A 21251-nucleotide genomic window follows, 5' to 3' on the forward strand; every position below is an offset into this window, starting at 1 on the left:
ATTAAACCTTATTAAATCCATTAATAAACAGATGGATAAGAGTGTTACTTTTCTGACGATGTTCGCCTTCACGTGTCGTTTTATTGACGGGAATGGTGCAGCGGTCACAGCCAGAAGCTTATTTGAATATTACGTCATACCCTCACCCCGGCCCTCTCCCAGAGGGAGAGGGGGAAAACAGGTGGCGGGGAACATGGTTTATCCCCTCTCCCTTCCAGGGAGAGGGTTAGGGTGAGGGTGAGGGTAAAAAGCTATAAATTCCCTACGCCGCCGTCGACCAGCAGATCGGTGCCGACCACGAAAGCCGACTCGTCAGACGCCAGGAACACGGCGGCTTTGGCCAGCTCCAGCGCGGTGCCGAGGCGGCCAATCGGCACCAGCTCGCGGATGGCTTCACGCAGCGCGTCAGCCTCAACGCCATTGCCTAATTTTCCTAATGCCGGGGTTTCCGTCGGGCCAGGGCTAAGTCCGTTGACCCGAATACCGCGAGGATGCAGCTCGCCAGACAGCGTGCGCGCCAGCGAAAGAATACCCGCCTTGCTGGCCGCGTAGGCATTGGTCTGCGGCAGGCCGATGCGGGCGCTGACGGAACCGCAAACAATCACCGAGGAAGGGTTAGCCAACAGAGGCAGCAGCGCCTGGATCAGGAAGAACGGGCCTTTAAGGTTAATGTTCATCAGCCGGTCATACGCCTGCTCATCCCAGTCCTCCAGCGAGTGATGCGTCACGTCTCCCGCGTTGAGATAAAGCACATCAAGCTGCGGCCAAAGCTGCTCTAACTCCGCGGCCACTTCGCGCTGCCCGGCAACGTCACCGGCATCGCTTTTAATCAGGTGTACATTACCCAAAACTGTTTTGGCTTCTCGTAGCCCCTGCTCGCTGCGCCCGGTGATCGCCACCGTCGCGCCTTCAGCCATAAACTGCCGCGCGGTTTCCAGGCCGATGCCGCTGGTGCCACCGGTAATTAAGGCATATTTGCCGTTAAGTCTGCCCATCATCGTTTCCTTATAAATCTCTGGTGAGGGCATTATTTCCGCTATAGTATCCTTTGGATAGTAGGCACCAATTAGATACTAAAGCACCACATTGAGCGCATTGGCGTAAGCCGGGAGTTGGCATGACAAAAAATATTTCGCGGCTGCCCGAGGCCGGAAGCAGCTGTCCGATGGTGAGCTTCGTAAATCTCATTTCGGGGAAGTGGGCGATCCCAATCCTTTACCGCCTGATCGTAATTGACGAGGCGGTGCGTTTCAGCGATCTACAGCGAGCGGTTAGCCCCATCACTCAGAAAGAGTTAACGCGCCAGCTGCGCCAGTTTGAGGCTCGCGGGCTGGTCGTCAGGCAGGTGTTTGCCGAGGTTCCGCCGCGAGTGGAATACCAGATAACGGCGCTGGGAAAATCTCTGCGGCCGACGCTGGATTCACTTGCCGAGTGGATGCGGCAAAATGCCGCTGAGATGGAACAATCTCTTCCCTGAGAACGTTCAATCACCTAACCAAAAACTTCGTCGACCAGCGCGCTACCAAGGCGCATGGCCGAGCAGATTCGCGGCATACCCAACGCCACGCCCTGCCAGCTTTGCGTGACCGAGTAGCTGACCGGCTGACGCTCGATATTGCAGCCATCGCCGAGCCAGGTCAGCGCGTCTTTGTGCTCCAGCAGGCCCGGTGAAGTCGGCGTGGCCAGCCACTCATGGAAATAGTGACGGGTGCGCGGGGAAGCATCAACCTCCTCCGCCAGGCGGCTGATGGCCAGAGCGCGCACATGCTCAATCAGCTGCTCTGCCTGCTGCGGACTGCCTAAACGTACGGCATCGCCGAAGGTGCCCCAGCGCAGCTCTTCGAGCGCGACATAGCAACGTGCAGCAGGAGAGAAGGAAAAATAGTGCCCGCTGCGCCAGCGGGAGAAAATCTGTTCGCTGTGCACCATCCCCTGCCTGAGAAGATCGCTATGCTCCAGGTCCGCTTCTATCCGCGACAGTCGCTGAGATATTTGCTGGCGCAGGGCCAGCAGCCGCCCACGAGCCGCATCGGAGTGATGCGCCGTTCGCGCGGAAACCGGCTCGAGCTGGGCAATTCTCTCGCTTATCTGGCTGTTGGCGAGGTAGCTTTTCGCCAGGTCAGCCGACAGCAGGCCGAGCCTCACCAGCGACGCCTCCAGGTCGTCCTGCGGTGCCATAGCGGCCAGTACTGAATTCCGCCTGGCGCCCACGACAAACACTTCCACAAGCTGCTCGTAAAACTCTTTGCTTTGCTGGCTGCTCCACGGCTGGCGGGCAACATCAATGCCCATCGCAAAATCGACGACAAATTTTTCGCTAAGACTGCTGAGGGTTCTAACCGGCCCTTCCATTAATACACCGCTCATTGTTGCTCCGCTGAGAAAAGCGTCTGGATATCGTCGCGCAACAGGCGGGTATCCTCGTGAATGTAACGTGCCGTTCTGACACTTTGTTCCAGCTGGCTCTGGAGGGAAAACAGCACGGTGTCATTCTGCTGTTTAGCGGCAAGACTTTGCTGCAGATTGCTGCGAATAGCGTCCAGGGCCCGAGAATAATCGGCGAAAAAGGTCGCCATACCGGCCGTGACCGAAACATCAACCTGCGCGGTAATAGCCTGGTTTATCTGGGCCAGGAAAGTTGCCACGTGGTCGTGCAGCTTCTGCTGAAGCTTCTCCAGGTCGATAACGTAGCGGCTGTGCGTGGCCGCATAGTCTTCCCAGCCCCAGTCCACGCTATTAAGCCAACGCGCCAGCACGCCACGCATGCCGTTTTGCGGCTGCATTTGCGACATCGGCACCTCCTGGCTTTCGATAACGTTGGTGAACGCCTGCCGGATATTAAAGTTAAGCTGGCTGGCCTGGAATGCAGGCAGGCTTATCTGGGCGCGGAACCCTGCCACCTTCAGGCCATCACTCACCCGCTGCTCGATGGGTTTTAACGCGGACTGCAGCGTATAGCCCAGGCTCGCCTCAAGGTTGCTAAGTAGCGAACCAAGTTCTCCGGTCAGCGTCTCCTGGGCGGAAAATAAAATGCCTTCGCTGGAAGCGCGGACCTTGTGCAGCAGCGTGCGGGCCGTCGCCTCATCCTCCCCCAGCAGCTTGTCGCTTCCCGGGGCAAAATCTACGCTGCGCGTTAACGCATGAGGGTAAAGCGGATGCAGCTTCTCTTCGCCTAACCTTCCTTCACGGAAATAGGCGCTCAGGTCGTTATGGATCTGAGCTTCAAAGCGCCGCACAAAGGAGCCGATGCCTTCCAGCGCCTCGCTGACCTGCCGCTGAATCATCGTACTGACCAGCTGCTGCGAAGTTTGTAGCAGCTGAATATCCTGCTCCAACTGCTGGATATTCTCCTGCAGACTGTCGTTGGTCACCTGCAGCCCCTGGCAACGGAAGCTCAGGTAGCGCTCGGCGCCCTCGGCATAGTCCAGCAGCTTATGGCACGCCGCACGTAGGGTATACAACGAAGCATTGGCGTGAGCGGCATGCAGGATAGCCTCAATCGGCGACTCAAACATGGAGTCTTCCCACAGCAGATCCGCCGCGTGCCGCAGGTGTTCAATATCGGCTAAATCCGCACTGCGCCAGCGCCTGCCCAATGCCGCTTCGGCAAAATCCTGCACCCACCGCTGCTGTTCGGGATCGGGCAGGCGGCCATGCGTTACCAGCTCATAGCGGGCGCGGTTAGCAAGATAACCCCACATGCTCGACACCGGGAAAACGTGGTCCGGCTCAATGCTGCCTTTCATCAGCGTGCCGGCAATCATCGCTTTCACCTGGGTTTCATCGTCGCCATTGCGGTCCTTCTGGTCGAACTTATTCACCAGCGCATAAAGCGGCACGGATTTGCTGACGCCAAGCACCGCCTCGCGCACCTCTTCGTCAGAAATAGATTTGAGCTGCGTATAGTCCATCACGGCCAGCACGGCGGAGGCCTGGGCCAGCTGCTCTTTCAGCATCTTTTGCAGGTGCGGCTGCCCCGCTTCGTTTGGCCCCGGCGTGTCCAGCAGCGTCAGCTGCCCGTGGCCATTTTTGAGGCCCGCCAGATGCACAAACTCCACCTCAATGACCGGCACGTGTTCAATCGCAGCGTAGGCCTTGAAGGGGAAGGCGACGTCCAGCACGCGGCATAAGCGCACCAGATCGTTCAGGCTCTTCAGGCAGTGAAAAATAGGCTGCGCGCCCAGATAGTGACGTTCAAAGCCGGTGCCGTTGGCGATACGGGCAATCAGCGCCTCCATATCCCGGTCCATTTCCAGCCTGCTGGTCAGCGTTTCCCGCTGGGTGGTCAGCAGCTTTTCCTGCAGCGTCCCCATCAGGCTTTCTATCGGCTGCACATACGGGAAGTGCAGCACCGGCTCGCGCTGGCCGGGCGTGTGGCGAATCAGCGTCGGCAGCGCCGTCATCGGCCGGTTGCGGTTAGGCAATACCTCAGTGCCCACGATGGCATTGATGGTGGTCGATTTCCCCGCCTTCATGGTGCCGACAATCGCCAGCACCATTTCATGTTGGGTTATTTTGCGCCTTTCGTTTTGCAGCATGTCTTTCTGCAATTCGATCCCGCGTGGGCTAAATTTCAATGGATGTACCGAGGCCACGGGGTTCGCCAAAGCGCTATTTTGTTCATGCTGTAAAGCCAGCGGAGCGACTTTTAAAGCGTTAAGATTTTGCAACGCTAATTGCAATAGCCGCTCGGCTTCCTGACTCAGTTCAAAAATGGTTTGTGTGTGCATAAAAAATCTTTCCTTAACTCAAATTATCCGGTTTTATCTCCGCCATCGTTTAGTTGTAATCATGGCAATACCGGTTTTTATAATTACGTGAGGAAAATAATTTATTAATTAACATTACACCATGCCGCGATCCTGGCTTTTAAGTCACTCTGCCAGACCTGCGGGGAAATAATGGTGAGATGCGGTATCCAATACTGCACCAGCGGAAACAATTGCTCAGGCGAAGCAATATGGCTTGCCAAAAGCAACTCTCCGTTATCAAGCTCTCTGATGGTTTTTTGAAAAGGTAATAGTTTGCGCTGTTTAAAATGTTCGGCTGCCTGCGCCGAAACTTGTAACAGCACCTCCGTTTTCACCCTTTCCCCGCCAGGATCATCCCGATCGTCAAATAATGGATAAAAAATAGCTTTACGCTGCGGACTATTTTCATATTCATACCCTACAACCAATAAATCTGGAATAGCCCGTAAGGTAATATATTGATTATGGCTCTTTATGTCGTACCACGGATAAAACGCAGCAAGCCCTACGCGTTTGGTAATGCGTAACAGGTCGTTTACGTTAAACTGTCCTTTTAAATGCGAAGAGAGACGCTTTTTCCCCTCGCCGACATCCTCCAGAATAGCACCAAGCCGGTTCAAATCACGATACGCAGTTCGCATATCTACATCAAAACGCTGGCGGATAATATCAGCGGAAAGGGTTTCCCCCTGATAAAGACTTAAGACGATTTCGGCCAGTCGATCTGCAACTTTTACTTTTGCGCCTTTCATTCTCATCGGTTCCTGCCTCTGTATCGGTACATCCATAGGCCCAACCATACCCCTGTCAAGTGACAGGAGGTGTCAGCGCAATACGCTTTTTTTTATTTTTTCAAACAGGTATAGCGCAGTGGCCCATGCTGGCAGACTTGCTTGAAGCGAAGTGAAACTAAGTTAAATTAGCCTTATTTAACGGCAATTAAAGCCTGAACTTTAAGTTAAATTTGAGGCTTATTTCTCTGAATGAAAGAATTTTTGCGATTTAAGGCTGGCGGGGAGGCCACCGGGCACTGGCTTGCGGCAATAATCCCTGCAAATGTAGGGATTTGATGTATAATCTCAGCACTTTTTCGCGACTCAGCATGCTTTTGCTGCCAAGTCGCTATTTTTCATTACTTTATCTCACCTTGAGGATCAGATAATGCAACTCCCTCATTGCCCGCAGTGCAATTCCGAATACACCTATGAAGACAACGGCATGCTGATTTGCCCGGAGTGCGCTCATGAATGGAACCCGGCCGCCGCGAGCGAAGAAGACGCTCAATTAGTGGTAAAAGACGCCAACGGTAACCTGCTGGTCGACGGCGACAGCGTCACCGTGGTGAAAGATTTGAAGGTCAAAGGCAGCTCTTCAATGCTGAAGATCGGCACAAAAGTGAAGAATATCCGCCTGGTTGAAGGCGATCACAACATTGATTGTAAAATCGACGGTTTTGGCCCAATGAAGCTGAAATCTGAGTTTGTGAAAAAGAACTGATGACTCCCCCGGCAGGTGGCCTGGCCGCCTGCCCCGCCTGGCTTACCTTTCCCGCACAATCTACACTTCCTCTGCACTCTCCTTACAGAGGATTCGGTTATGCCTTTAGGACCCTACATTTCATTAAACGGCCGCTGCGCCGAGGCTATTGCCTTTTACCAGCAGGCGTTGGGCGCCGAACTGACGTTCAAAATCACCTTCGGTGAAATGCCCAAAGAAGCGACGAATACCGAAGGCTGCAGCGGCGCCGTTGCCTACGCAGACGACAGCATCATGCACGCCAGCCTGCGGGTGGCCGGCAACGATTTGATGATGACCGACGCCAGCATGAGCGGAGACAAACCGCAGCACAGCGGCTTTTCACTCTGCCTGGCAAGCCACGATACGGCAGAGGGTAAACGCTGGTTTGAAGGGCTTTCGGCAGGCGGCACCGTCACCATGCCGTGGAGCGAAACCTTTTGGGCAAAAGGGTATGGCTCGCTGACGGATAAGTTCGGCATTCCGTGGATGGTCAACGTCGAAAGATAAAGCCTGTGTTCTATTATTCATTCAGGGCCCATTCTGCCGGGCCCTTTATTTTTCCTGGTGATTAAAAAACTAAGGAAATCAAAGCGACGGGTATATTCATTTTTTTGATGTTATTTAATTATTCCTTTTTACAAAATTTATTCCAGACAAAAATGAATAAACCTACGAAGGTAATGATCAAAGAGGAGATAAATTAAAACCACGGCACGGCATTCATTATTTCAGCGATAAGCCAATAATAAAAAGGCAAAACATGATTAGGATATAGAATATATTTAATGCTTGCGCACAGCATTTTTTCCTCGCCACATACCCACATTGTTAATATTTCTTTATCCCTCTCTCTGTCAGTTTTTTCGGCAAAACGAGCCAACTGTCTGATTCCACGATAAACCCGCCACTTCCCCGGCCGCAAACTTCAACTCTTCATCGTACAGAAACCAATCATTAACAAAACCGTCACTTTTCCCCGGCACCATGAGGCAACTTTTGAAGGAGGCCCGTGATGCAAACGACTCTTCACCTCATCAAGCAAAACCCCTGCACAGCCCTGCCGCTGCGTATTTGCTTTATCTGATTCGAGAGGCTTTGACTGTTATGCACTTGTCCAGACATCCGACCAGTTACCCAACCCGCTATCAGGAGATAGCCGCCCGGCTCGAACAGGAGCTGCGGAACAACTACCGCTGCGGCGACTACCTGCCCGCTGAAACCCAGCTTGCCGCCTACTATGAGGTTAACCGCCACACGCTCCGCCGCGCCATTGACGAGCTGGTCAACAAAGGCTGGGTGCAGCGCCGCCAGGGCGTTGGCGTGCTGGTGCTGATGCGCCCGTTTGACTACCCGCTTAACGCGCAGGCTCGCTTTAGCCAAAACCTTCTCGATCAGGGCAGCCACCCGACCAGCGAACGCCTGCTGGCGGTGATCCGCCCGGCCTCGCAGGATGTCGCAGATGCGCTGGGGCTGGCCGAGGGAGATAACGTTATTCACCTGCGCACCCTGCGCCGGGTCAACGGCATCGCGGTGTGCATCATCGACCATTATTTTTCCGAACAGAGCTGGTGGCCGACGCTGCAAACTTTCGGCAACGGATCGCTGCACGATTTTCTTCAGGCGGAATTAGGCATTGCCCTGACCCGCGCCCAAACCCGTATCAGCGCCCGCCGTTCCCAGGCCAAAGAGAGCCGCCTGCTGGAAATTCCCAACATGGCGCCGCTGCTCTGTGTACGCACCCTTAATCACCGTGAAGGCGAGGCCAGAGCGACGGAATACTCCGTCAGCCTGACCCGTGCCGACATGATTGAATTCACCATGGAGCACTAAATGGACACCAGCCATTTCAACACCGAACAGCGCCGCGAGTGGATGGCGGTGCTGTCACACAGCCAACCGCAGGAGCTTCTCGAGCGCTGGAACAGCCTGAACATCAGCGCGGATTACACGCTCATTCGCGCGCCAGAAATCGGCCTGGTTCAGGTGCAGGCCCGCATGGGCGGCACCGGCCAGCGCTTCTTTACCGGTGACGCCACGCTGACCCGCTCGGTGGTCAAACTGGCGAGCGGAACCTACGGCTACAGCTACCTGCTCGGCCGGCATAAACAGCACGCCGAATGCTGCGCGGTGATCGACGCCCTGATGCAGGAAACCGCGCATTTTCAAACGCTACAAGAAACCTTAATTGCACCGCTGGCGGCCAACCGTGAACAACGCCTTGCCGCTCGCCGTGCGGAAGTTAACAGCAGCCGCGTGGACTTCTTCACGCTGGTACGCGGAGACAACGCATGACACTAATGACCGCTTTTACCCTTCCGGTGCAGGACGCCCAGCAGAGTTTCCGTCGCCTGCTTAAAGCCATGAGCGAGCCGGGCGTGATTGTCGCGCTGACCTCGCTACAACAGGGCTGGCTGCCGTTGAACGTCGCCACCACCAGCGTGCTGCTGACGCTGGCCGATAACGACACGCCGGTGTGGATTGACAGCACGTTGGGCAACGATATTGCCGCACAGAATATTCGTTTTCACACCAATGCACCGCTGTGCGAGCAGCCTGAACACGCGCAGTTTGCCGTCGCCAGCGACGCTATCTCTTCTGAACAGCTGAACCTGCTGGCCCAGGGCTGCGACATTGCCCCTGATACCAGCGCGACGCTGATCCTGCAGGTTTCCAGCCTGAGCGGCGGGCGCATGCTTCGCCTGACCGGCGCCGGGATCAACGAAGAACGCATGATTGCCCCACAGCTGCCGGAATGCGTGTTGCACGAACTGACCGAACGCCCGCATCCGTTCCCGCTGGGCATTGACCTGATTTTGACCTGTGGCGATCGCCTGCTGGCTATCCCACGGACCACCCACGTGGAGGTGTGCTGATGTACGTTGCCGTCAAAGGGGGCGAGAAGGCAATCTCCGCCGCCCACGCCCTGCAGGAGCGCAACCGACGCGGCGATGAAACGCTGAAGGAGCTGAGCGTCGCGCAAATAGAACAGCAGCTTGGCCTGGCGGTTGACCGCGTGATGACGGAAGGCGGCATCGCCGACCGGGAACTCGCCGCGCTGGCTATCAAGCAGGCCAGCGGCGACATGATTGAAGCCATTTTCCTGCTGCGCGCCTACCGCACAACCCTGCCGCGCCTGGCCGTTAGCGAGCCGCTGAACACCGCTGAGATGCGCCTCGAGCGCCGTATCTCCGCCGTTTATAAAGACGTCCCTGGCGGCCAGCTGCTGGGCCCAACCTATGACTACACGCACCGCCTGCTGGACTTCACGCTGCTGGCCAATGGCGAAGTGCCTGATGCAGAACCTGCCGACGAGCAAAGCGCCCCTTCTCCGCACGTGTTCAGCATGCTGGCAAAGCAGGGCCTGGCGAAAGTCGAAGAAGACGACGGCGCGCAGCCGGACGACATCACCCGCAACCCGCCGGTTTACCCGTGCTCGCGCTCTTCGCGCCTGCAGCAGCTGGTGCGCGGCGACGAAGGCTACCTGCTGGCGCTGGCTTACTCCACCCAGCGTGGCTACGGGCGCAATCACCCGTTTGCTGCCGAGATCCGCAGCGGCTACGTGGATATCGAAATTGTGCCGGAAGAGCTGGGTTTTGCGGTGAACATCGGCGAACTGCTGATGACCGAATGCGAAATGGTGAACGGCTTTGTCGCTCCCGAAGATGAAGCCCCGCACTTCACGCGCGGCTACGGTCTGGCATTCGGCATGAGCGAGCGCAAAACCATGGCGATGGCGCTGGTTGACCGCGCGCTCCAGGCTCCCGACTACGACGAAACCGTCGCAGGCCCGGCGCAGGACGAAGAATTTGTGTTATCCCACGCGGATAACGTGGAAGCGGCCGGCTTTGTGTCCCACCTCAAGCTGCCGCATTACGTAGATTTCCAGGCCGAACTGGAGCTGCTTAACCGCCTGATAAAGGAGCGAGCAAATGGCTAACCTGAGCGGCTATAATTTTGCCTATCTGGACGAGCAAACCAAACGCATGATCCGCCGCGCGATGCTGAAAGCCGTGGCGATCCCAGGTTACCAGGTGCCGTTTGGCGGCCGCGAAATGCCGATGCCTTACGGCTGGGGCACCGGCGGCATTCAGCTCACCGCCAGCCTGATTGGCGAGTCTGACGTGCTGAAGGTGATTGACCAGGGCGCGGACGACACCACTAACGCCGTCTCGATTCGTAACTTCTTCAAGCGCGTGACCGGCGTGAACACCACCGAGCGCACCGAAGACGCAACGCTGGTGCAGACCCGCCACCGCATCCCGGAAACGCCGCTGGTTGAAGACCAGATCCTGATATATCAGGTGCCGATCCCTGAACCGCTGCGCTTTATCGAGCCACGCGAAACGGAAACCCGCACCATGCACGCGCTGGAAGAGTACGGCGTGATGCAGGTGAAGCTGTACGAAGATATCGCCCGCTTCGGCCACATCTCCACCACCTACGCCTACCCGGTGAAGGTGAACGATCGCTACGTGATGGACCCGTCGCCAATCCCGAAATTTGATAACCCGAAAATGCACATGTCCCCTGCGCTGCAGCTGTTTGGCGCCGGGCGCGAAAAACGCATTTACGCCGTGCCGCCGTTTACCCGCGTAGAGAGCCTCGACTTCGACGACCATCCTTTCCAGGTCCAGGAATGGGAAGAGCCGTGCGCTATTTGTGGGTCACGCCACAGCTACCTTGATGAAGTGGTGCTCGACGACGCGGGCAACCGCATGTTCGTCTGCTCCGATACCGACTACTGCCGCCAGAACAGTGAGGCCTCTCAGTCATGACCAGCCCGTTACTTTCGGTGAATAACCTCACCCACCTCTATGCGCCCGGTAAAGGCTTTATGGACGTGTCGTTCGACCTCTGGCCCGGTGAAGTGCTGGGCATCGTGGGCGAGTCCGGCTCCGGTAAAACGACGCTGCTGAAGGCGATTTCCGCCCGCCTTGCGCCGCAGGAAGGGGAAGTGATTTACCTCGACAGCTCCCTGTACGGGATGTCGGAAGGCGAACGCCGCCGCCTGCTGCGCACCGAATGGGGCGTGGTACACCAGCATCCGATGGACGGCCTGCGCCGCCACGTTTCTGCCGGCGGTAATATCGGCGAGCGCCTGATGGCAACCGGGGCGCGCCACTACGGCGACATCCGCGCCACCGCCCAGCGCTGGCTGGAAGAAGTCGAAATTCCTGCATCACGCATCGACGACCTGCCGACCACGTTTTCCGGCGGGATGCAGCAGCGCCTGCAGATCGCCCGCAACCTGGTGACCCATCCGAAGCTGGTATTTATGGATGAGCCTACCGGCGGGCTGGATGTTTCAGTTCAGGCGCGCCTGCTCGACCTGCTGCGCGGCCTGGTGGTGGAGCTGAACCTGGCCGTGGTGATTGTCACCCACGATCTGGGCGTGGCTCGCCTGCTGGCCGACCGCCTGCTGGTGATGAAACAGGGCAAAGTGGTGGAAAGTGGGCTGACCGACCGCGTACTGGACGACCCGCATCACCCGTATACCCAGCTTTTGGTGTCCTCCGTCCTTCAGAATTAGGTACTCGCTATGACCAGAATACGGGTTGAAAACCTGAGCAAAACCTTTGTCCTGCACCACCAGCACGGTATTCGCCTGCCGGTGCTGGCGGACGCTTCGCTGGAAGTTAAAGGCGGAGAATGCGTGGTGCTGCACGGCCACTCCGGCAGCGGGAAATCCACCCTGCTGCGCTCGCTCTACGCCAACTATTTGCCGGATGAAGGACACATCTGGGTTAAGCACAACGACGAATGGCTCGACATCGTGCAGGCTCCGGCGCGTGAAGTGCTGGCGGTGCGTCGCCAGACCATCGGCTGGGTGAGCCAGTTCCTGCGCGTTATTCCGCGAATTTCCGCGCTCGAAGTCGTCATGCAGCCGCTGCTTGATTTGGGCGTGCCGCGTGAAGAGTGCGAGAAAAAAGCCGCCAGCCTGCTGACCCGCCTCAACGTGCCTGAACGCCTGTGGCACCTGGCGCCGTCGACCTTTTCCGGCGGCGAACAGCAGCGCGTGAACATCGCTCGCGGCTTTATTGTCGACTACCCGATTTTACTGCTGGACGAGCCAACCGCCTCGCTGGACGCCAGGAACAGCGCCGCCGTGGTGGCTTTGATTCAGGAAGCAAAAGCACGTGGAGCGGCCATCGTCGGCATCTTCCACGATGAAGCAGTGCGTGAACAGGTGGCCGACCGCCTGCATACGATGTCCGCGATGGAGCCCCAACATGATAATCAATAACGTTCGCCTGGTACTGGAAGAAGAAGTAGTCAGTGGCTCGCTGGAAGTGGCCGACGGTGTGATTCGCAACTTTGCCGAGACCCAAAGCCAGCTGCCGGGCGCACACGACGGCGGCGGCGGCTGGCTGCTGCCGGGGCTGATTGAGCTGCACACGGATAACCTGGATAAATTCTTCACCCCACGGCCAAAGGTTGACTGGCCGGCGCACTCCGCCATGAGCAGCCACGACGCGCTGATGGTAGCGAGCGGCATCACCACCGTGCTGGACGCCGTTGCCATCGGCGACGTGCGCGACGGCGGCGACCGCCTGGAAAACCTCGAAAAGATGATTAACGCCGTGGAGGATACGCAAAAACGCGGCCTCAACCGCGCCGAACACCGCCTGCACCTGCGCTGCGAGCTGCCGCACCACACCACGCTGCCGCTGTTCGACAAGCTGGTAGACCGCGAACTGGTGTCCCTCGTTTCGCTGATGGACCACTCGCCGGGCCAGCGCCAGTACGCGGAACTCTCGAAATACCGCGACTACTATCAGGGCAAATACCATCTCACCAACGAGCAGATGGATCGGTTTGAGGAAGAGCAGCTGACGCTGGCGGCGCGCTGGTCACAGCCAAACCGCCAGGCCATTGCCGCCCGCTGCCGCGACCGCAATATCGCCCTCGCCAGCCATGACGATGCCACCTCCGCCCACGTTGTGGAATCCCACGAAATCGGCAGCGTGATCGCCGAGTTCCCGACCACGCTGGAAGCCGCAGAAGCTTCTCGTCGCCACGGCATGAGCGTGCTGATGGGCGCACCGAACATCGTGCGCGGCGGCTCCCACTCCGGCAACGTGGCGGCCAGCCATCTGGCCCAGGCCGGGCTGCTGGATATTCTCTCCTCGGATTACTATCCGGCGAGCCTGCTGGATGCGGCCTTCCGCGTGGCGCACGACGACAGCAACAGCTTCACGCTGGCTCAGGCGGTAAACCTTGTGACGCGCAACCCTGCAAGGGCGCTGAACCTGGCCGACCGTGGGACGCTGGCGGAAGGTAAACGAGCGGATCTGGTGCTGGCACATATGCACGGCGACCATATCCACGTCGATCACGTCTGGCGCCAGGGAACGCGGGTGTTCTGATGAGTAAATTAATCTGGCTGATGGGCCCGTCCGGCTCCGGTAAAGACAGCCTGCTGAGCGCCCTGCGCCAGCAGGAGCACGCCAGGCTGCTGGTGGCGCACCGCTATATAACCCGCGCCGCCGACGCAGGCTGCGAAAACCACATTGCGCTGAGCGCAAAAGAGTTTGAACAGCGTCAGCAACTGGGGCTGTTCGCCCTGAGCTGGCAGGCGCACGAGCAGTCCTACGGCGTCGGCGTGGAAATGGATATATGGCTCGAGGCCGGATTTGACGTGGTGGTTAACGGCTCGCGCCAGCACCTGAAGCAGGCGAGGGAACGCTATGGCGATGGGCTGGTGCCCATCTGCCTGCAGGTTTCTGCCAGCGTGCTGCGCCAACGTCTGGAGCAGCGCGGCAGGGAAAATGCGGAACAGATCGAGCAGCGGCTGCAGCGCGCGGCGCTCTATGCGCCAGAGGGCGGCGATTGTCTGGTACTCAACAACGACGGGAGTCTGCTACAGTCAGCCGAATTATTTATGCGGCTGTTAGCCCAGCACCGCTCGAACGTTATCCCTCTTCACCGCAAGGAGCCCCGCCATGTCTGATGTTGTTAAGTTAAAAGCCGCCGCTATCGAAGACAGCGATACCGTTTACCGCATGATTTGCGAGCTAAAGCAGGCTCAGGCAGATCGCCCCGGCTTTAACGCCTGTTTTACCGAGAACCTGCGCGACCCGAATATCTACTATCAGCTGGCGTGGCTGGGCAACAAAGCGCTGGGGATGATTAGCCTGCACCTGCAATACCATCTGCACCACGGCCGCCGCATTGGCGAGATCCAGGAGCTGGTAGTGCTGGAAGAAGCCCGCGGCCACGGCGTCGGCAAACAGCTGCTTGCCTGGGCCGAAGAGCAGGCACGTAAAGCCGATGCCGAGCTGACGGAGCTGTCGACCAGCACCGGGCGCAAAGACGCTCACCGCTTCTACGAGCGTGAAGGCTACCGCGCCACCCATATCCGCTTTACCAAACCGGTGGAGACACCTGATGACGCTCACGCTAACGCTTAGCGGCACCGGCGGGGCGCAGCTTGTTCCCGCCTGGGGCTGCGGCTGCGCGGCCTGTGCACGGGCGCGCAGCAACCCCGCTCATCGCCGCCGTCCGTGCAGCGCGGTAGTCAGGTATAACGACGCGGTTACGCTGGTGGATGCGGGGCTACCCGATCTGATGGAGAGCTGGCAGCCCGGTGATTTTCAGCAGTTTTTGCTCACCCACTACCATATGGATCACGTCCAGGGGTTGTTCCCGCTGCGCTGGGGCGTGGGCGAGAAAATCCCGGTTTACGGCCCGCCGGATGAACAGGGCTGCGACGATCTGTTTAAACATCCTGGCCTGCTGGATTTTAGCCATACCGTGGAGCCGTTTGTTGCCTTTACCCTTCAGGCGCTGCGCGTCACGCCGCTGCCGCTGCTGCACTCAAAGCTGACGTTTGGTTATCTGTTTGAAACGGCCTACAGCAGGCTGGCGTGGCTGAGCGATACGGCGGGGCTGCCGGACAAAACCCTGAAGTTTCTGGCCGCCAACCGCCCGGAAGTGGTGGTGATAGATTGCAGCCGCGAACCCCGGCCAGAAACGCCAAAAAATCACTGTGACTTAACGACCGTCATCGCGCTGAACGAACAGATTGGTAGCCCCCGAGTCGTGCTGACGCACATCAGCCACCAGTTTGATGAATGGCTGATGCACAACTCGCTTCCCGCTGGCTTTGAAGCTGGTTTTGACGGCATGGAAATCGTGCTGGATTAACGGTCGTCGTCGTCCTGCAGGCGCCGCTCATCGTCATCCAACTGCTGGCGTTCACGGTCAAGCTGGTTCTGGCGGTCATCAAGGCTGCGACGCCTGTCTTCCAGCTGGCGGTAGCGCGCTTCATCCTGGCGGCTGAGCCTGCGCTGAGCCGCTTCGTCATCGCTATCGTCATGATAAACGCGGTCGCCATCGGGTTTATAAGCATCGCTAAACGCCTGCTGGATATTGCCAATGGCATCATCAATCACGTCGGCCTGCGCAAGCGGCGAGGCCAGGTACAGCGTGCCGAGCAGCAGCGCGGCGGCATAAGGTTTCATCGGTCAGTCTCCGGAATGGACTGGCCTCAGCGTAGTCAGCCGGCCTCACGCGCAGTAGCGGAGGAATCTCAAATTCCAGGCGATTCCAGCGCGCCAATAGCCTCGACCCTCGCCTGATGTCGCCCGCCTTCAAACTGCCCGCTTAACCACGCGTCGACGATCATTTTGGCCAAATCCAGCCCGACGACTCGTGAGCCGAAGGCCAGCACGTTGGTGTTATTGTGCTGGCGGGAAAGCAACGCAGAATAAGGCTCGCTGCACACCACCGCCCGGATGCCGGGAAACTTGTTGGCGGTGATAGATATCCCCACGCCGGTGCCGCAAATCAAAATGCCGCCCTCGGCTTCGCCGTTTACCACGGCCTGCGCTACGGCGCTGGCGTAAAGCGGGTAATCTGTACGCTCCCCGGACCAGGTCCCTTTGTCCAGCACCTCAATCCCTTTTTCCTCAAGATGCGCCACAATTTCTGCCTTCAGCAGGAAGCCGACGTGATCGCAGCCAAATGCAATTTTTTTCATTTTATCCTCACCGTAACCGTCACTTTACGAACCCGGCGACTTTTGTGATTTAAGACCGGTTCACTGCCCAATTAATCGGCAAAATCGCCGGGTTCGTGGCTATTTCTACACCGTTCAGCTTCACAACACAATGTCGATTACGGCTAATTACCTAACAGTAGCCAGCATCACACAACGAAAGGCAAGCAATAAACCTATTGTTTTTCAAATGGATAACTTATTAAGGCCAAAAACAAAACTTCACAAAAAATAAAACTTTATGAATTAATTATTTTTGTGAAGTTGTCAGCATATTTTCTGCTCACGCTGTGATGTTATAGTGGCGTCTTCACTCTACGGACACGAGAGAACAGGATGAGTCAGTCAGATATTGATTCACAACAGCCGTTTGGCATCGGCCTTGCCCCCTGGCTGCGCATGAAGCAGGAGGGGATGACGGACAACGAAAGCCGTATCGTCGACTGGTTGTTAAAGCCCGGTAATCTGAGCGATGCCCCGGCGATTAAAGACGTTGCCGAAGCCCTTGCGGTGTCGGAAGCGATGATTGTGAAGGTGTCGAAACTGCTGGGTTTCAGCGGTTTTCGTAACCTGCGCAGCGCGCTGGTCGCCTACTTTTCCGAGTCAGAGCAGGTGCTGCCGACCGAGCTGGCGTTCGACGAAGCGCCGCAGGACGTGGTCAATAAGGTGTTTAACATTACCTTACGCACCATTATGGAAGGTCAGTCGATCGTTAACGTCGACGAGATTCATCGCGCGGCACGCTATTTCGCGCAGGCAAAACAGCGTGATTTGTACGGCGTTGGCGGCTCGAACTCCATATGTAACGACATCCAGCACAAGTTCCTGCGCATCGGCGTGCGCTGCCAGGCCTATCAGGATGCGCACATCATGATGATGTCGGCCTCGCTGCTTAAAGAAGGTGACGTGGTGCTGGTGGTTTCCCACTCAGGGCGCACCGGCGATTTAAAAGCGGCGGTTGAGCTGGCGAAAAAGAACGGCGCAAAAATAATTTGCATTACCCATAGCTATCATTCACCTATAGCACGGCTGGCCGATTTTATTATTTGTTCGCCAGCCCCAGAGACGCCTTTATTAGGCCGCAACGCCTCCGCGCGTATATTACAATTAACGTTACTCGATGCTTTATTTGTTTCAGTCGCACAGCAAAACATTGAACAGGCAACATTAAATATGCAAAAAACCGGCGCTATTGTGGATTTCTTTTCACCTGGCGCGCTGAAGTAAAAAAGAGATCCCGTGTGAGCGGGATCTGACTGCACCCTACACTGAGAATATGATTATGAATAAATATCTGAAAATATTCAGCGGCGCTGCTATGGGCCTGATGTTATCCACCAGCGCTTTTGCCGCTGCCGATTACGCGGTGGTATTAAAAACATTATCCAACCCTTATTGGGTGGATATGAAAAAAGGTATTGAAGATGAAGCCAAAACGCTGGGCGTTAGCGTTGATATTTTTGCTTCGCCTTCGGAGGGTGATTTCCAGTCGCAATTACAGCTTTTTGAAGATTTAACGAATAAAAAATACAAAGGCATCGCTTTTGCGCCGCTTTCCTCGGTAAATCTCGTGGTGCCCGTGGCGAACGCCTGGAAGAAAGGCATTTACCTGGTCAACCTCGATGAAAAAATCGATATGGATAACCTGAAAAAAGCCGGCGGTAACGTCGAAGCCTTTGTTACCACCGATAACGTCGCGGTCGGCGCGAAGGGCGCAGGCTTCATCATCGATAAGCTTGGTGCCGCGGGCGGTGAAGTGGCAATTATCGAAGGGAAAGCAGGTAATGCCTCCGGCGAGGCCCGCCGCGTGGGAGCCAGCGGTGCGTTTAAAAAAGCCAGCCAGATTAAGCTCGTCGCCAGCCAACCCGCAGACTGGGACCGCATCAAGGCGCTCGACGTGGCGACCAACGTACTGCAGCGTAACCCAAACCTGAAAGCCTTCTATTGTGCGAACGACACGATGGCAATGGGCGTAGCGCAGGCGGTAGCCAACGCCGGTAAAAACGGAAAAGTGCTGGTCGTCGGCACCGACGGTATTCCGGAAGCACGCAAAATGGTTGATGCAGGGCAGATGACCGCCACCGTTGCCCAAAATCCGGGTGACATCGGTGCGACCGGCCTGAAGCTGCTGGTTGACGCGGCAAAAACCGGCAAGGTGATTGCGCTGGATAAAGCGCCGCAGTTCAGCCTGGTGGATTCGGTGCTGGTGACGAAATAGTTTCTGGTCTGAGTGGCCTGATGCCCTCACCCCGGCCCTCTCCCACAGGGAGAGGGGGAAAAAAGGGGTAGCCCTCTCCCACAGGGAGAGGGGAAAAGAGTACTAAAAGAAAAGCGGTGGCAGTAGTTATTCCCTCTCCCCTATGGGGAGAGGGTTAGGGTGAGGGGAAACCTTCGCTAAAAATGATTGAGGCTCGTCATGGTCACGCCATACATTGCAATGGCGGGGATCGGCAAATCCTTTGGTCCGGTTCACGCATTAAAATCGGTTGATTTAACAATATTCCCCGGCGAAATTCACGCCCTTCTCGGGGAAAACGGTGCAGGTAAATCAACCCTGATGAAAGTCCTGTCGGGTATTCATGAACCGACCAAAGGCACCATTACGATTAATAATGTTAATTATGAAAAGCTCGATCATAAATTAGCGGCACAGCTCGGCATTGGTATTATTTATCAAGAACTCAGCGTCATTGATGAATTAACCGTTTTAGAAAATCTTTATATTGGTCGCCATACAACAAAAAAAGTCTTCGGGATTAATATTGTTGACTGGAAAGAGATGCGTATTCGCGCCGCGATGATGCTTTTACGTGTCGGCTTAAAAGTGGATCTCGATGAAAAGGTGGGTAATTTATCCATCAGTCACAAGCAAATGTTAGAAATTGCCAAAACATTAATGCTGGACGCCAAAGTCATTATTATGGATGAGCCCACATCTTCTTTAACCAATAAAGAAGTGGATTATCTTTTTCTCATCATGAACCAGCTGCGTAAAGAAGGCACGGCGATGGTGTACATCTCCCATAAGCTTGCCGAAATCCGCCGTATCTGCGACCGCTACACGGTGATGAAGGACGGCAGCAGCGTCTGCAGCGGCCTGGTCGGCGACGTCTCCAACGACGACATTGTGCGCCTGATGGTTGGCCGCGAGCTGCAAAACCGCTTTAGCGCGATGAAAGAGAGCGCCGGGAACGTGGAGCGTGACGTGGTGTTTGAGGTGAAGAACGTCACCAGCCGCGACCGCAAAAAGGTGAAAGGCATTTCGTTCAGCGTCAACCGTGGCGAGATCCTGGGCTTTTCCGGCCTCGTAGGCTCCGGGCGCACCGAGCTGATGGACTGCCTGTTCGGCGTCGACAAACGCTCATCAGGGGAAATTCTGCTTAACGGCAAGAACATTTCGCCCCGCTCGCCGATGGATGCGCTGAAAAAAGGCATGGGCTACATCACCGAAAGCCGCCGGGATAACGGCTTCTTCGCCAACTTCTCCATTGCGCAGAACATGGCCGTCAGCCAGAGCCTCAAGCGCGGCGGCTACAAAGGCGCGATGGGGCTGTTTAACGAAGCCGAAGAACGAAAAATTGCCGAAGCTCAGCGCCAGCTGCTGGCGCTCAAATGCCACAGCGTCGATCAGAACATTACCGAGCTTTCCGGCGGCAACCAACAGAAGGTACTGATTTCTAAGTGGCTGTGCTGCAACCCGGAAGTGCTTATCTTCGATGAGCCTACGCGTGGGATCGACGTCGGCGCTAAGGCCGAAATTTACAAAGTGATGCGGCAGTTGGCGGATGACGGAAAGGTCATTCTGATGGTGTCGTCTGAGCTTCCCGAAATTATCGCCGTCTGCGACCGCATTGCCGTGTTCTGCGAAGGGCGGCTGACGCAAATCCTGACCAATCGCGACGATATCAGCGAAGAGGAGATTATGGCATGGGCATTACCACAAGAATGAAACGCGAGGAAAGTGAGAAAAAGCCGTTCAATTTCGCCCAGTTCTGGGACAAATACGGCACCTTTTTCATCCTCGCGATTATCGTCGCCATCTTCGGCACGCTCTCCGCCGAGTACTTCCTGACGGCCAGCAACATCAGCGCCATCTTCGTGCAAAGCTCGGTGACCGTGCTTATCGGCATGGGGGAGTTCTTCGCCATTCTGGTAGCGGGAATCGATCTGTCGGTTGGGGCGATTCTGGCACTTTCCGGCATGGTGACCGCCAAACTGATGCTGGCAGGCGTGGATCCGTTCCTCGCGGCGCTGATTGGCGGCGTGATTGTCGGCGGGCTGCTCGGGGCGATTAACGGCTGCCTGGTAAACTGGACAGGGCTGCATCCGTTCATCATCACGCTTGGCACCAACGCCATCTTCCGGGGCATCACGCTGGTTATTTCCGACGCCAACTCGGTGTACGGCTTCTCGTTCGACTTCGTGAATTTCTTCGCCGCCACGCCGTTAGGCATTCCGGTGCCGGTGATCTTCTCGCTGATTGTCGCCGGGATACTGTGGTTCTTGACCACCCGCACGCGCCTGGGCCGCAATATTTACGCCCTCGGCGGCAATAAGAACTCGGCGTTCTACTCCGGCATCGACGTGAAGTTCCACATGCTGGTGGTGTTCATCATCTCCGGCATCTGCGCCGGGCTGGCGGGCGTGGTCTCTACCGCGCGTCTTGGGGCGGCAGAACCCCTTGCGGGCATGGGGTTTGAAACCTACGCCATCGCCAGCGCGATCATCGGCGGCACCAGCTTCTTCGGCGGCAAAGGCCGAATTTTCTCGGTGGTGATTGGCGGCCTGATTATCGGCACCATCAACAACGGGCTCAACATTCTCCAGGTACAAACCTATTACCAGCTGGTGGTGATGGGCGGGCTGATCATCGCCGCGGTGGCCCTGGATAGACTAATCAGCAAGTAAATTCGTCGTCTTTCGAACGGCAGATGCGTTGGCTGCATCAGCTCACCCCAGTCACATAGTTAGCTATGCTCCTG

The 21251-nt window shown here is 56.7% G+C and carries 25 protein-coding genes; 18 read left to right on the forward strand and 7 right to left on the reverse strand.

Annotated elements, in window-relative coordinates; translation table 11 throughout:
• Positions 1-251: 251 nt before the first annotated feature.
• Positions 252-995, reverse strand: coding sequence for an SDR family oxidoreductase (locus tag ACE38U_RS07350; RefSeq protein WP_038476498.1), 744 nt, complete (start codon positions 993-995; stop codon positions 252-254).
• A gap of 122 nt (positions 996-1117) precedes the next feature.
• Here ACE38U_RS07350 and ACE38U_RS07355 point away from each other — a divergent pair, with 122 nt between their 5' ends.
• Positions 1118-1477, forward strand: coding sequence for a winged helix-turn-helix transcriptional regulator (locus ACE38U_RS07355; RefSeq protein WP_375529412.1), 360 nt, complete (start codon positions 1118-1120; stop codon positions 1475-1477).
• A gap of 14 nt (positions 1478-1491) precedes the next feature.
• Here ACE38U_RS07355 and ACE38U_RS07360 read toward each other — a convergent pair whose 3' ends face one another.
• From ACE38U_RS07360 to ACE38U_RS07370, 3 genes are all read right to left on the reverse strand, one after another.
• A complete protein-coding gene (locus ACE38U_RS07360) occupies positions 1492-2367 on the reverse strand; it encodes a diguanylate cyclase regulator RdcB family protein (protein WP_038476501.1) in 876 nt (291 codons plus the stop codon).
• On the reverse strand, positions 2364-4730 hold the full coding sequence (gene crfC, locus ACE38U_RS07365) for a clamp-binding protein CrfC (RefSeq protein ID WP_375529413.1): 2367 nt from the start codon (positions 4728-4730) through the stop codon (positions 2364-2366). Before crfC ends, ACE38U_RS07360 begins: the two co-directional genes overlap by 4 nt.
• Positions 4731-4834: 104 nt before the next feature.
• The gene (locus ACE38U_RS07370) at positions 4835-5503 is read right to left on the reverse strand and encodes a WYL domain-containing protein (protein ID WP_038476507.1); all 669 of its coding nucleotides are present in this window, start codon (positions 5501-5503) and stop codon (positions 4835-4837) included.
• A 409-nt stretch (positions 5504-5912) separates the two neighbouring features.
• Here ACE38U_RS07370 and ACE38U_RS07375 point away from each other — a divergent pair, with 409 nt between their 5' ends.
• Both ACE38U_RS07375 and yjdN read left to right on the forward strand, forming a co-directional pair.
• A complete protein-coding gene (locus tag ACE38U_RS07375; RefSeq protein WP_038476510.1) occupies positions 5913-6248 on the forward strand; it encodes a zinc ribbon domain-containing protein YjdM in 336 nt (111 codons plus the stop codon).
• A 99-nt stretch (positions 6249-6347) separates the two neighbouring features.
• A complete protein-coding gene (gene yjdN / locus ACE38U_RS07380) occupies positions 6348-6776 on the forward strand; it encodes a VOC family metalloprotein YjdN (protein WP_038476513.1) in 429 nt (142 codons plus the stop codon).
• 193 nt (positions 6777-6969) lie between these two features.
• Here yjdN and ACE38U_RS07385 read toward each other — a convergent pair whose 3' ends face one another.
• Positions 6970-7149 (reverse strand): hypothetical protein, encoded by a 180-nt coding sequence (locus ACE38U_RS07385; RefSeq protein ID WP_375529414.1) that lies wholly within the window; start codon positions 7147-7149, stop codon positions 6970-6972.
• 224 nt (positions 7150-7373) lie between these two features.
• Between ACE38U_RS07385 and phnF the strand changes: the two genes are divergently transcribed.
• The 11 genes from phnF to phnP are packed head-to-tail and all read left to right on the forward strand — an operon-like array spanning position 7374 to position 15416.
• Positions 7374-8099, forward strand: a complete 726-nt coding sequence (gene phnF, locus ACE38U_RS07390) for a phosphonate metabolism transcriptional regulator PhnF (protein WP_038476516.1) — start codon at positions 7374-7376, stop codon at positions 8097-8099.
• Positions 8100-8561, forward strand: a complete 462-nt coding sequence (gene phnG / locus ACE38U_RS07395; RefSeq protein ID WP_176981209.1) for a phosphonate C-P lyase system protein PhnG — start codon at positions 8100-8102, stop codon at positions 8559-8561.
• Positions 8558-9142, forward strand: a complete 585-nt coding sequence (phnH, locus tag ACE38U_RS07400) for a phosphonate C-P lyase system protein PhnH (protein WP_375529415.1) — start codon at positions 8558-8560, stop codon at positions 9140-9142. The genes phnG and phnH overlap by 4 nt, the downstream gene beginning before the upstream one ends.
• Positions 9142-10206 carry a carbon-phosphorus lyase complex subunit gene (locus tag ACE38U_RS07405; RefSeq protein ID WP_038476525.1) on the forward strand — a complete coding sequence of 355 codons (1065 nt, stop codon included), beginning with the start codon at positions 9142-9144 and terminating at the stop codon, positions 10204-10206. The genes phnH and ACE38U_RS07405 overlap by 1 nt, the downstream gene beginning before the upstream one ends.
• On the forward strand, positions 10199-11044 hold the full coding sequence (locus ACE38U_RS07410) for an alpha-D-ribose 1-methylphosphonate 5-phosphate C-P-lyase PhnJ (RefSeq protein WP_008455722.1): 846 nt from the start codon (positions 10199-10201) through the stop codon (positions 11042-11044). Before ACE38U_RS07405 ends, ACE38U_RS07410 begins: the two co-directional genes overlap by 8 nt.
• Positions 11041-11799, forward strand: coding sequence for a phosphonate C-P lyase system protein PhnK (gene phnK, locus ACE38U_RS07415; RefSeq protein ID WP_038476528.1), 759 nt, complete (start codon positions 11041-11043; stop codon positions 11797-11799). Before ACE38U_RS07410 ends, phnK begins: the two co-directional genes overlap by 4 nt.
• Before the next feature lie 9 nt (positions 11800-11808).
• Positions 11809-12513, forward strand: coding sequence for a phosphonate C-P lyase system protein PhnL (phnL, locus tag ACE38U_RS07420; protein ID WP_038476531.1), 705 nt, complete (start codon positions 11809-11811; stop codon positions 12511-12513).
• Positions 12500-13636: an alpha-D-ribose 1-methylphosphonate 5-triphosphate diphosphatase gene (gene phnM, locus ACE38U_RS07425; RefSeq protein WP_154188522.1), complete on the forward strand. Its 1137-nt coding sequence runs from the start codon at positions 12500-12502 to the stop codon at positions 13634-13636. The genes phnL and phnM overlap by 14 nt, the downstream gene beginning before the upstream one ends.
• The gene (gene phnN, locus ACE38U_RS07430) at positions 13633-14220 is read left to right on the forward strand and encodes a ribose 1,5-bisphosphokinase (protein ID WP_255483319.1); all 588 of its coding nucleotides are present in this window, start codon (positions 13633-13635) and stop codon (positions 14218-14220) included. Before phnM ends, phnN begins: the two co-directional genes overlap by 4 nt.
• A complete protein-coding gene (phnO, locus tag ACE38U_RS07435; protein WP_375529416.1) occupies positions 14213-14680 on the forward strand; it encodes an aminoalkylphosphonate N-acetyltransferase in 468 nt (155 codons plus the stop codon). The genes phnN and phnO overlap by 8 nt, the downstream gene beginning before the upstream one ends.
• Positions 14658-15416: a phosphonate metabolism protein PhnP gene (phnP, locus tag ACE38U_RS07440; RefSeq protein ID WP_375529417.1), complete on the forward strand. Its 759-nt coding sequence runs from the start codon at positions 14658-14660 to the stop codon at positions 15414-15416. Before phnO ends, phnP begins: the two co-directional genes overlap by 23 nt.
• Here phnP and yjdP read toward each other — a convergent pair.
• Together yjdP and rpiB are read right to left on the reverse strand one after the other, a co-directional pair.
• On the reverse strand, positions 15413-15733 hold the full coding sequence (gene yjdP, locus ACE38U_RS07445) for a DDRRRQL repeat protein YjdP (protein WP_375529418.1): 321 nt from the start codon (positions 15731-15733) through the stop codon (positions 15413-15415). The genes phnP and yjdP overlap by 4 nt on opposite strands.
• A gap of 68 nt (positions 15734-15801) precedes the next feature.
• A complete protein-coding gene (gene rpiB / locus ACE38U_RS07450) occupies positions 15802-16251 on the reverse strand; it encodes a bifunctional allose-6-phosphate isomerase/ribose-5-phosphate isomerase RpiB (RefSeq protein WP_176981214.1) in 450 nt (149 codons plus the stop codon).
• Between the two features lie 354 nt (positions 16252-16605).
• On the opposite strand from rpiB, the gene ACE38U_RS07455 reads away from it, so the two are divergent.
• The 4 genes from ACE38U_RS07455 to alsC all read left to right on the forward strand — a co-directional run bounded on the left by ACE38U_RS07455 (position 16606) and on the right by alsC (position 21177).
• A complete protein-coding gene (locus ACE38U_RS07455; RefSeq protein WP_038476551.1) occupies positions 16606-17496 on the forward strand; it encodes a MurR/RpiR family transcriptional regulator in 891 nt (296 codons plus the stop codon).
• A gap of 55 nt (positions 17497-17551) precedes the next feature.
• Positions 17552-18487, forward strand: coding sequence for a D-allose transporter substrate-binding protein (gene alsB / locus ACE38U_RS07460; RefSeq protein ID WP_038483011.1), 936 nt, complete (start codon positions 17552-17554; stop codon positions 18485-18487).
• 198 nt (positions 18488-18685) lie between these two features.
• Positions 18686-20218 carry a D-allose ABC transporter ATP-binding protein AlsA gene (alsA, locus tag ACE38U_RS07465; protein WP_038476554.1) on the forward strand — a complete coding sequence of 511 codons (1533 nt, stop codon included), beginning with the start codon at positions 18686-18688 and terminating at the stop codon, positions 20216-20218.
• Positions 20197-21177 (forward strand): D-allose ABC transporter permease, encoded by a 981-nt coding sequence (gene alsC, locus ACE38U_RS07470; RefSeq protein WP_038476559.1) that lies wholly within the window; start codon positions 20197-20199, stop codon positions 21175-21177. Before alsA ends, alsC begins: the two co-directional genes overlap by 22 nt.
• Positions 21178-21251: the final 74 nt, after the last annotated feature.

Origin of the sequence: Cedecea selenatireducens (genome assembly GCF_042138895.1) — a bacterium.
GTDB classification, from domain to species: domain Bacteria; phylum Pseudomonadota; class Gammaproteobacteria; order Enterobacterales; family Enterobacteriaceae; genus Cedecea; species Cedecea selenatireducens.

What these genes read in the sequence shown, in the direction of transcription:
- phnM (WP_154188522.1), top strand. Translation starts at nt 12,500, where the DNA reads ATGATAATCAATAACGTTCGCCTGGTACTGGAAGAAGAAGTAGTCAGT.
- crfC (WP_375529413.1), bottom strand. Translation starts at nt 4,730, where the DNA reads ATGCACACACAAACCATTTTTGAACTGAGTCAGGAAGCCGAGCGGCTA.
- rpiB (WP_176981214.1), bottom strand. Translation starts at nt 16,251, where the DNA reads ATGAAAAAAATTGCATTTGGCTGCGATCACGTCGGCTTCCTGCTGAAG.
- ACE38U_RS07350 (WP_038476498.1), bottom strand. Translation starts at nt 995, where the DNA reads ATGGGCAGACTTAACGGCAAATATGCCTTAATTACCGGTGGCACCAGC.
- yjdN (WP_038476513.1), top strand. Translation starts at nt 6,348, where the DNA reads ATGCCTTTAGGACCCTACATTTCATTAAACGGCCGCTGCGCCGAGGCT.
- ACE38U_RS07360 (WP_038476501.1), bottom strand. Translation starts at nt 2,367, where the DNA reads ATGAGCGGTGTATTAATGGAAGGGCCGGTTAGAACCCTCAGCAGTCTT.
- ACE38U_RS07405 (WP_038476525.1), top strand. Translation starts at nt 9,142, where the DNA reads ATGTACGTTGCCGTCAAAGGGGGCGAGAAGGCAATCTCCGCCGCCCAC.
- phnK (WP_038476528.1), top strand. Translation starts at nt 11,041, where the DNA reads ATGACCAGCCCGTTACTTTCGGTGAATAACCTCACCCACCTCTATGCG.
- yjdP (WP_375529418.1), bottom strand. Translation starts at nt 15,733, where the DNA reads ATGAAACCTTATGCCGCCGCGCTGCTGCTCGGCACGCTGTACCTGGCC.
- ACE38U_RS07355 (WP_375529412.1), top strand. Translation starts at nt 1,118, where the DNA reads ATGACAAAAAATATTTCGCGGCTGCCCGAGGCCGGAAGCAGCTGTCCG.
- phnO (WP_375529416.1), top strand. Translation starts at nt 14,213, where the DNA reads ATGTCTGATGTTGTTAAGTTAAAAGCCGCCGCTATCGAAGACAGCGAT.
- ACE38U_RS07375 (WP_038476510.1), top strand. Translation starts at nt 5,913, where the DNA reads ATGCAACTCCCTCATTGCCCGCAGTGCAATTCCGAATACACCTATGAA.
- alsA (WP_038476554.1), top strand. Translation starts at nt 18,686, where the DNA reads ATGGTCACGCCATACATTGCAATGGCGGGGATCGGCAAATCCTTTGGT.
- ACE38U_RS07455 (WP_038476551.1), top strand. Translation starts at nt 16,606, where the DNA reads ATGAGTCAGTCAGATATTGATTCACAACAGCCGTTTGGCATCGGCCTT.
- phnF (WP_038476516.1), top strand. Translation starts at nt 7,374, where the DNA reads ATGCACTTGTCCAGACATCCGACCAGTTACCCAACCCGCTATCAGGAG.
- phnP (WP_375529417.1), top strand. Translation starts at nt 14,658, where the DNA reads ATGACGCTCACGCTAACGCTTAGCGGCACCGGCGGGGCGCAGCTTGTT.
- ACE38U_RS07370 (WP_038476507.1), bottom strand. Translation starts at nt 5,503, where the DNA reads ATGAAAGGCGCAAAAGTAAAAGTTGCAGATCGACTGGCCGAAATCGTC.
- ACE38U_RS07410 (WP_008455722.1), top strand. Translation starts at nt 10,199, where the DNA reads ATGGCTAACCTGAGCGGCTATAATTTTGCCTATCTGGACGAGCAAACC.
- phnG (WP_176981209.1), top strand. Translation starts at nt 8,100, where the DNA reads ATGGACACCAGCCATTTCAACACCGAACAGCGCCGCGAGTGGATGGCG.
- phnL (WP_038476531.1), top strand. Translation starts at nt 11,809, where the DNA reads ATGACCAGAATACGGGTTGAAAACCTGAGCAAAACCTTTGTCCTGCAC.
- phnH (WP_375529415.1), top strand. Translation starts at nt 8,558, where the DNA reads ATGACACTAATGACCGCTTTTACCCTTCCGGTGCAGGACGCCCAGCAG.
- alsB (WP_038483011.1), top strand. Translation starts at nt 17,552, where the DNA reads ATGAATAAATATCTGAAAATATTCAGCGGCGCTGCTATGGGCCTGATG.
- alsC (WP_038476559.1), top strand. Translation starts at nt 20,197, where the DNA reads ATGGGCATTACCACAAGAATGAAACGCGAGGAAAGTGAGAAAAAGCCG.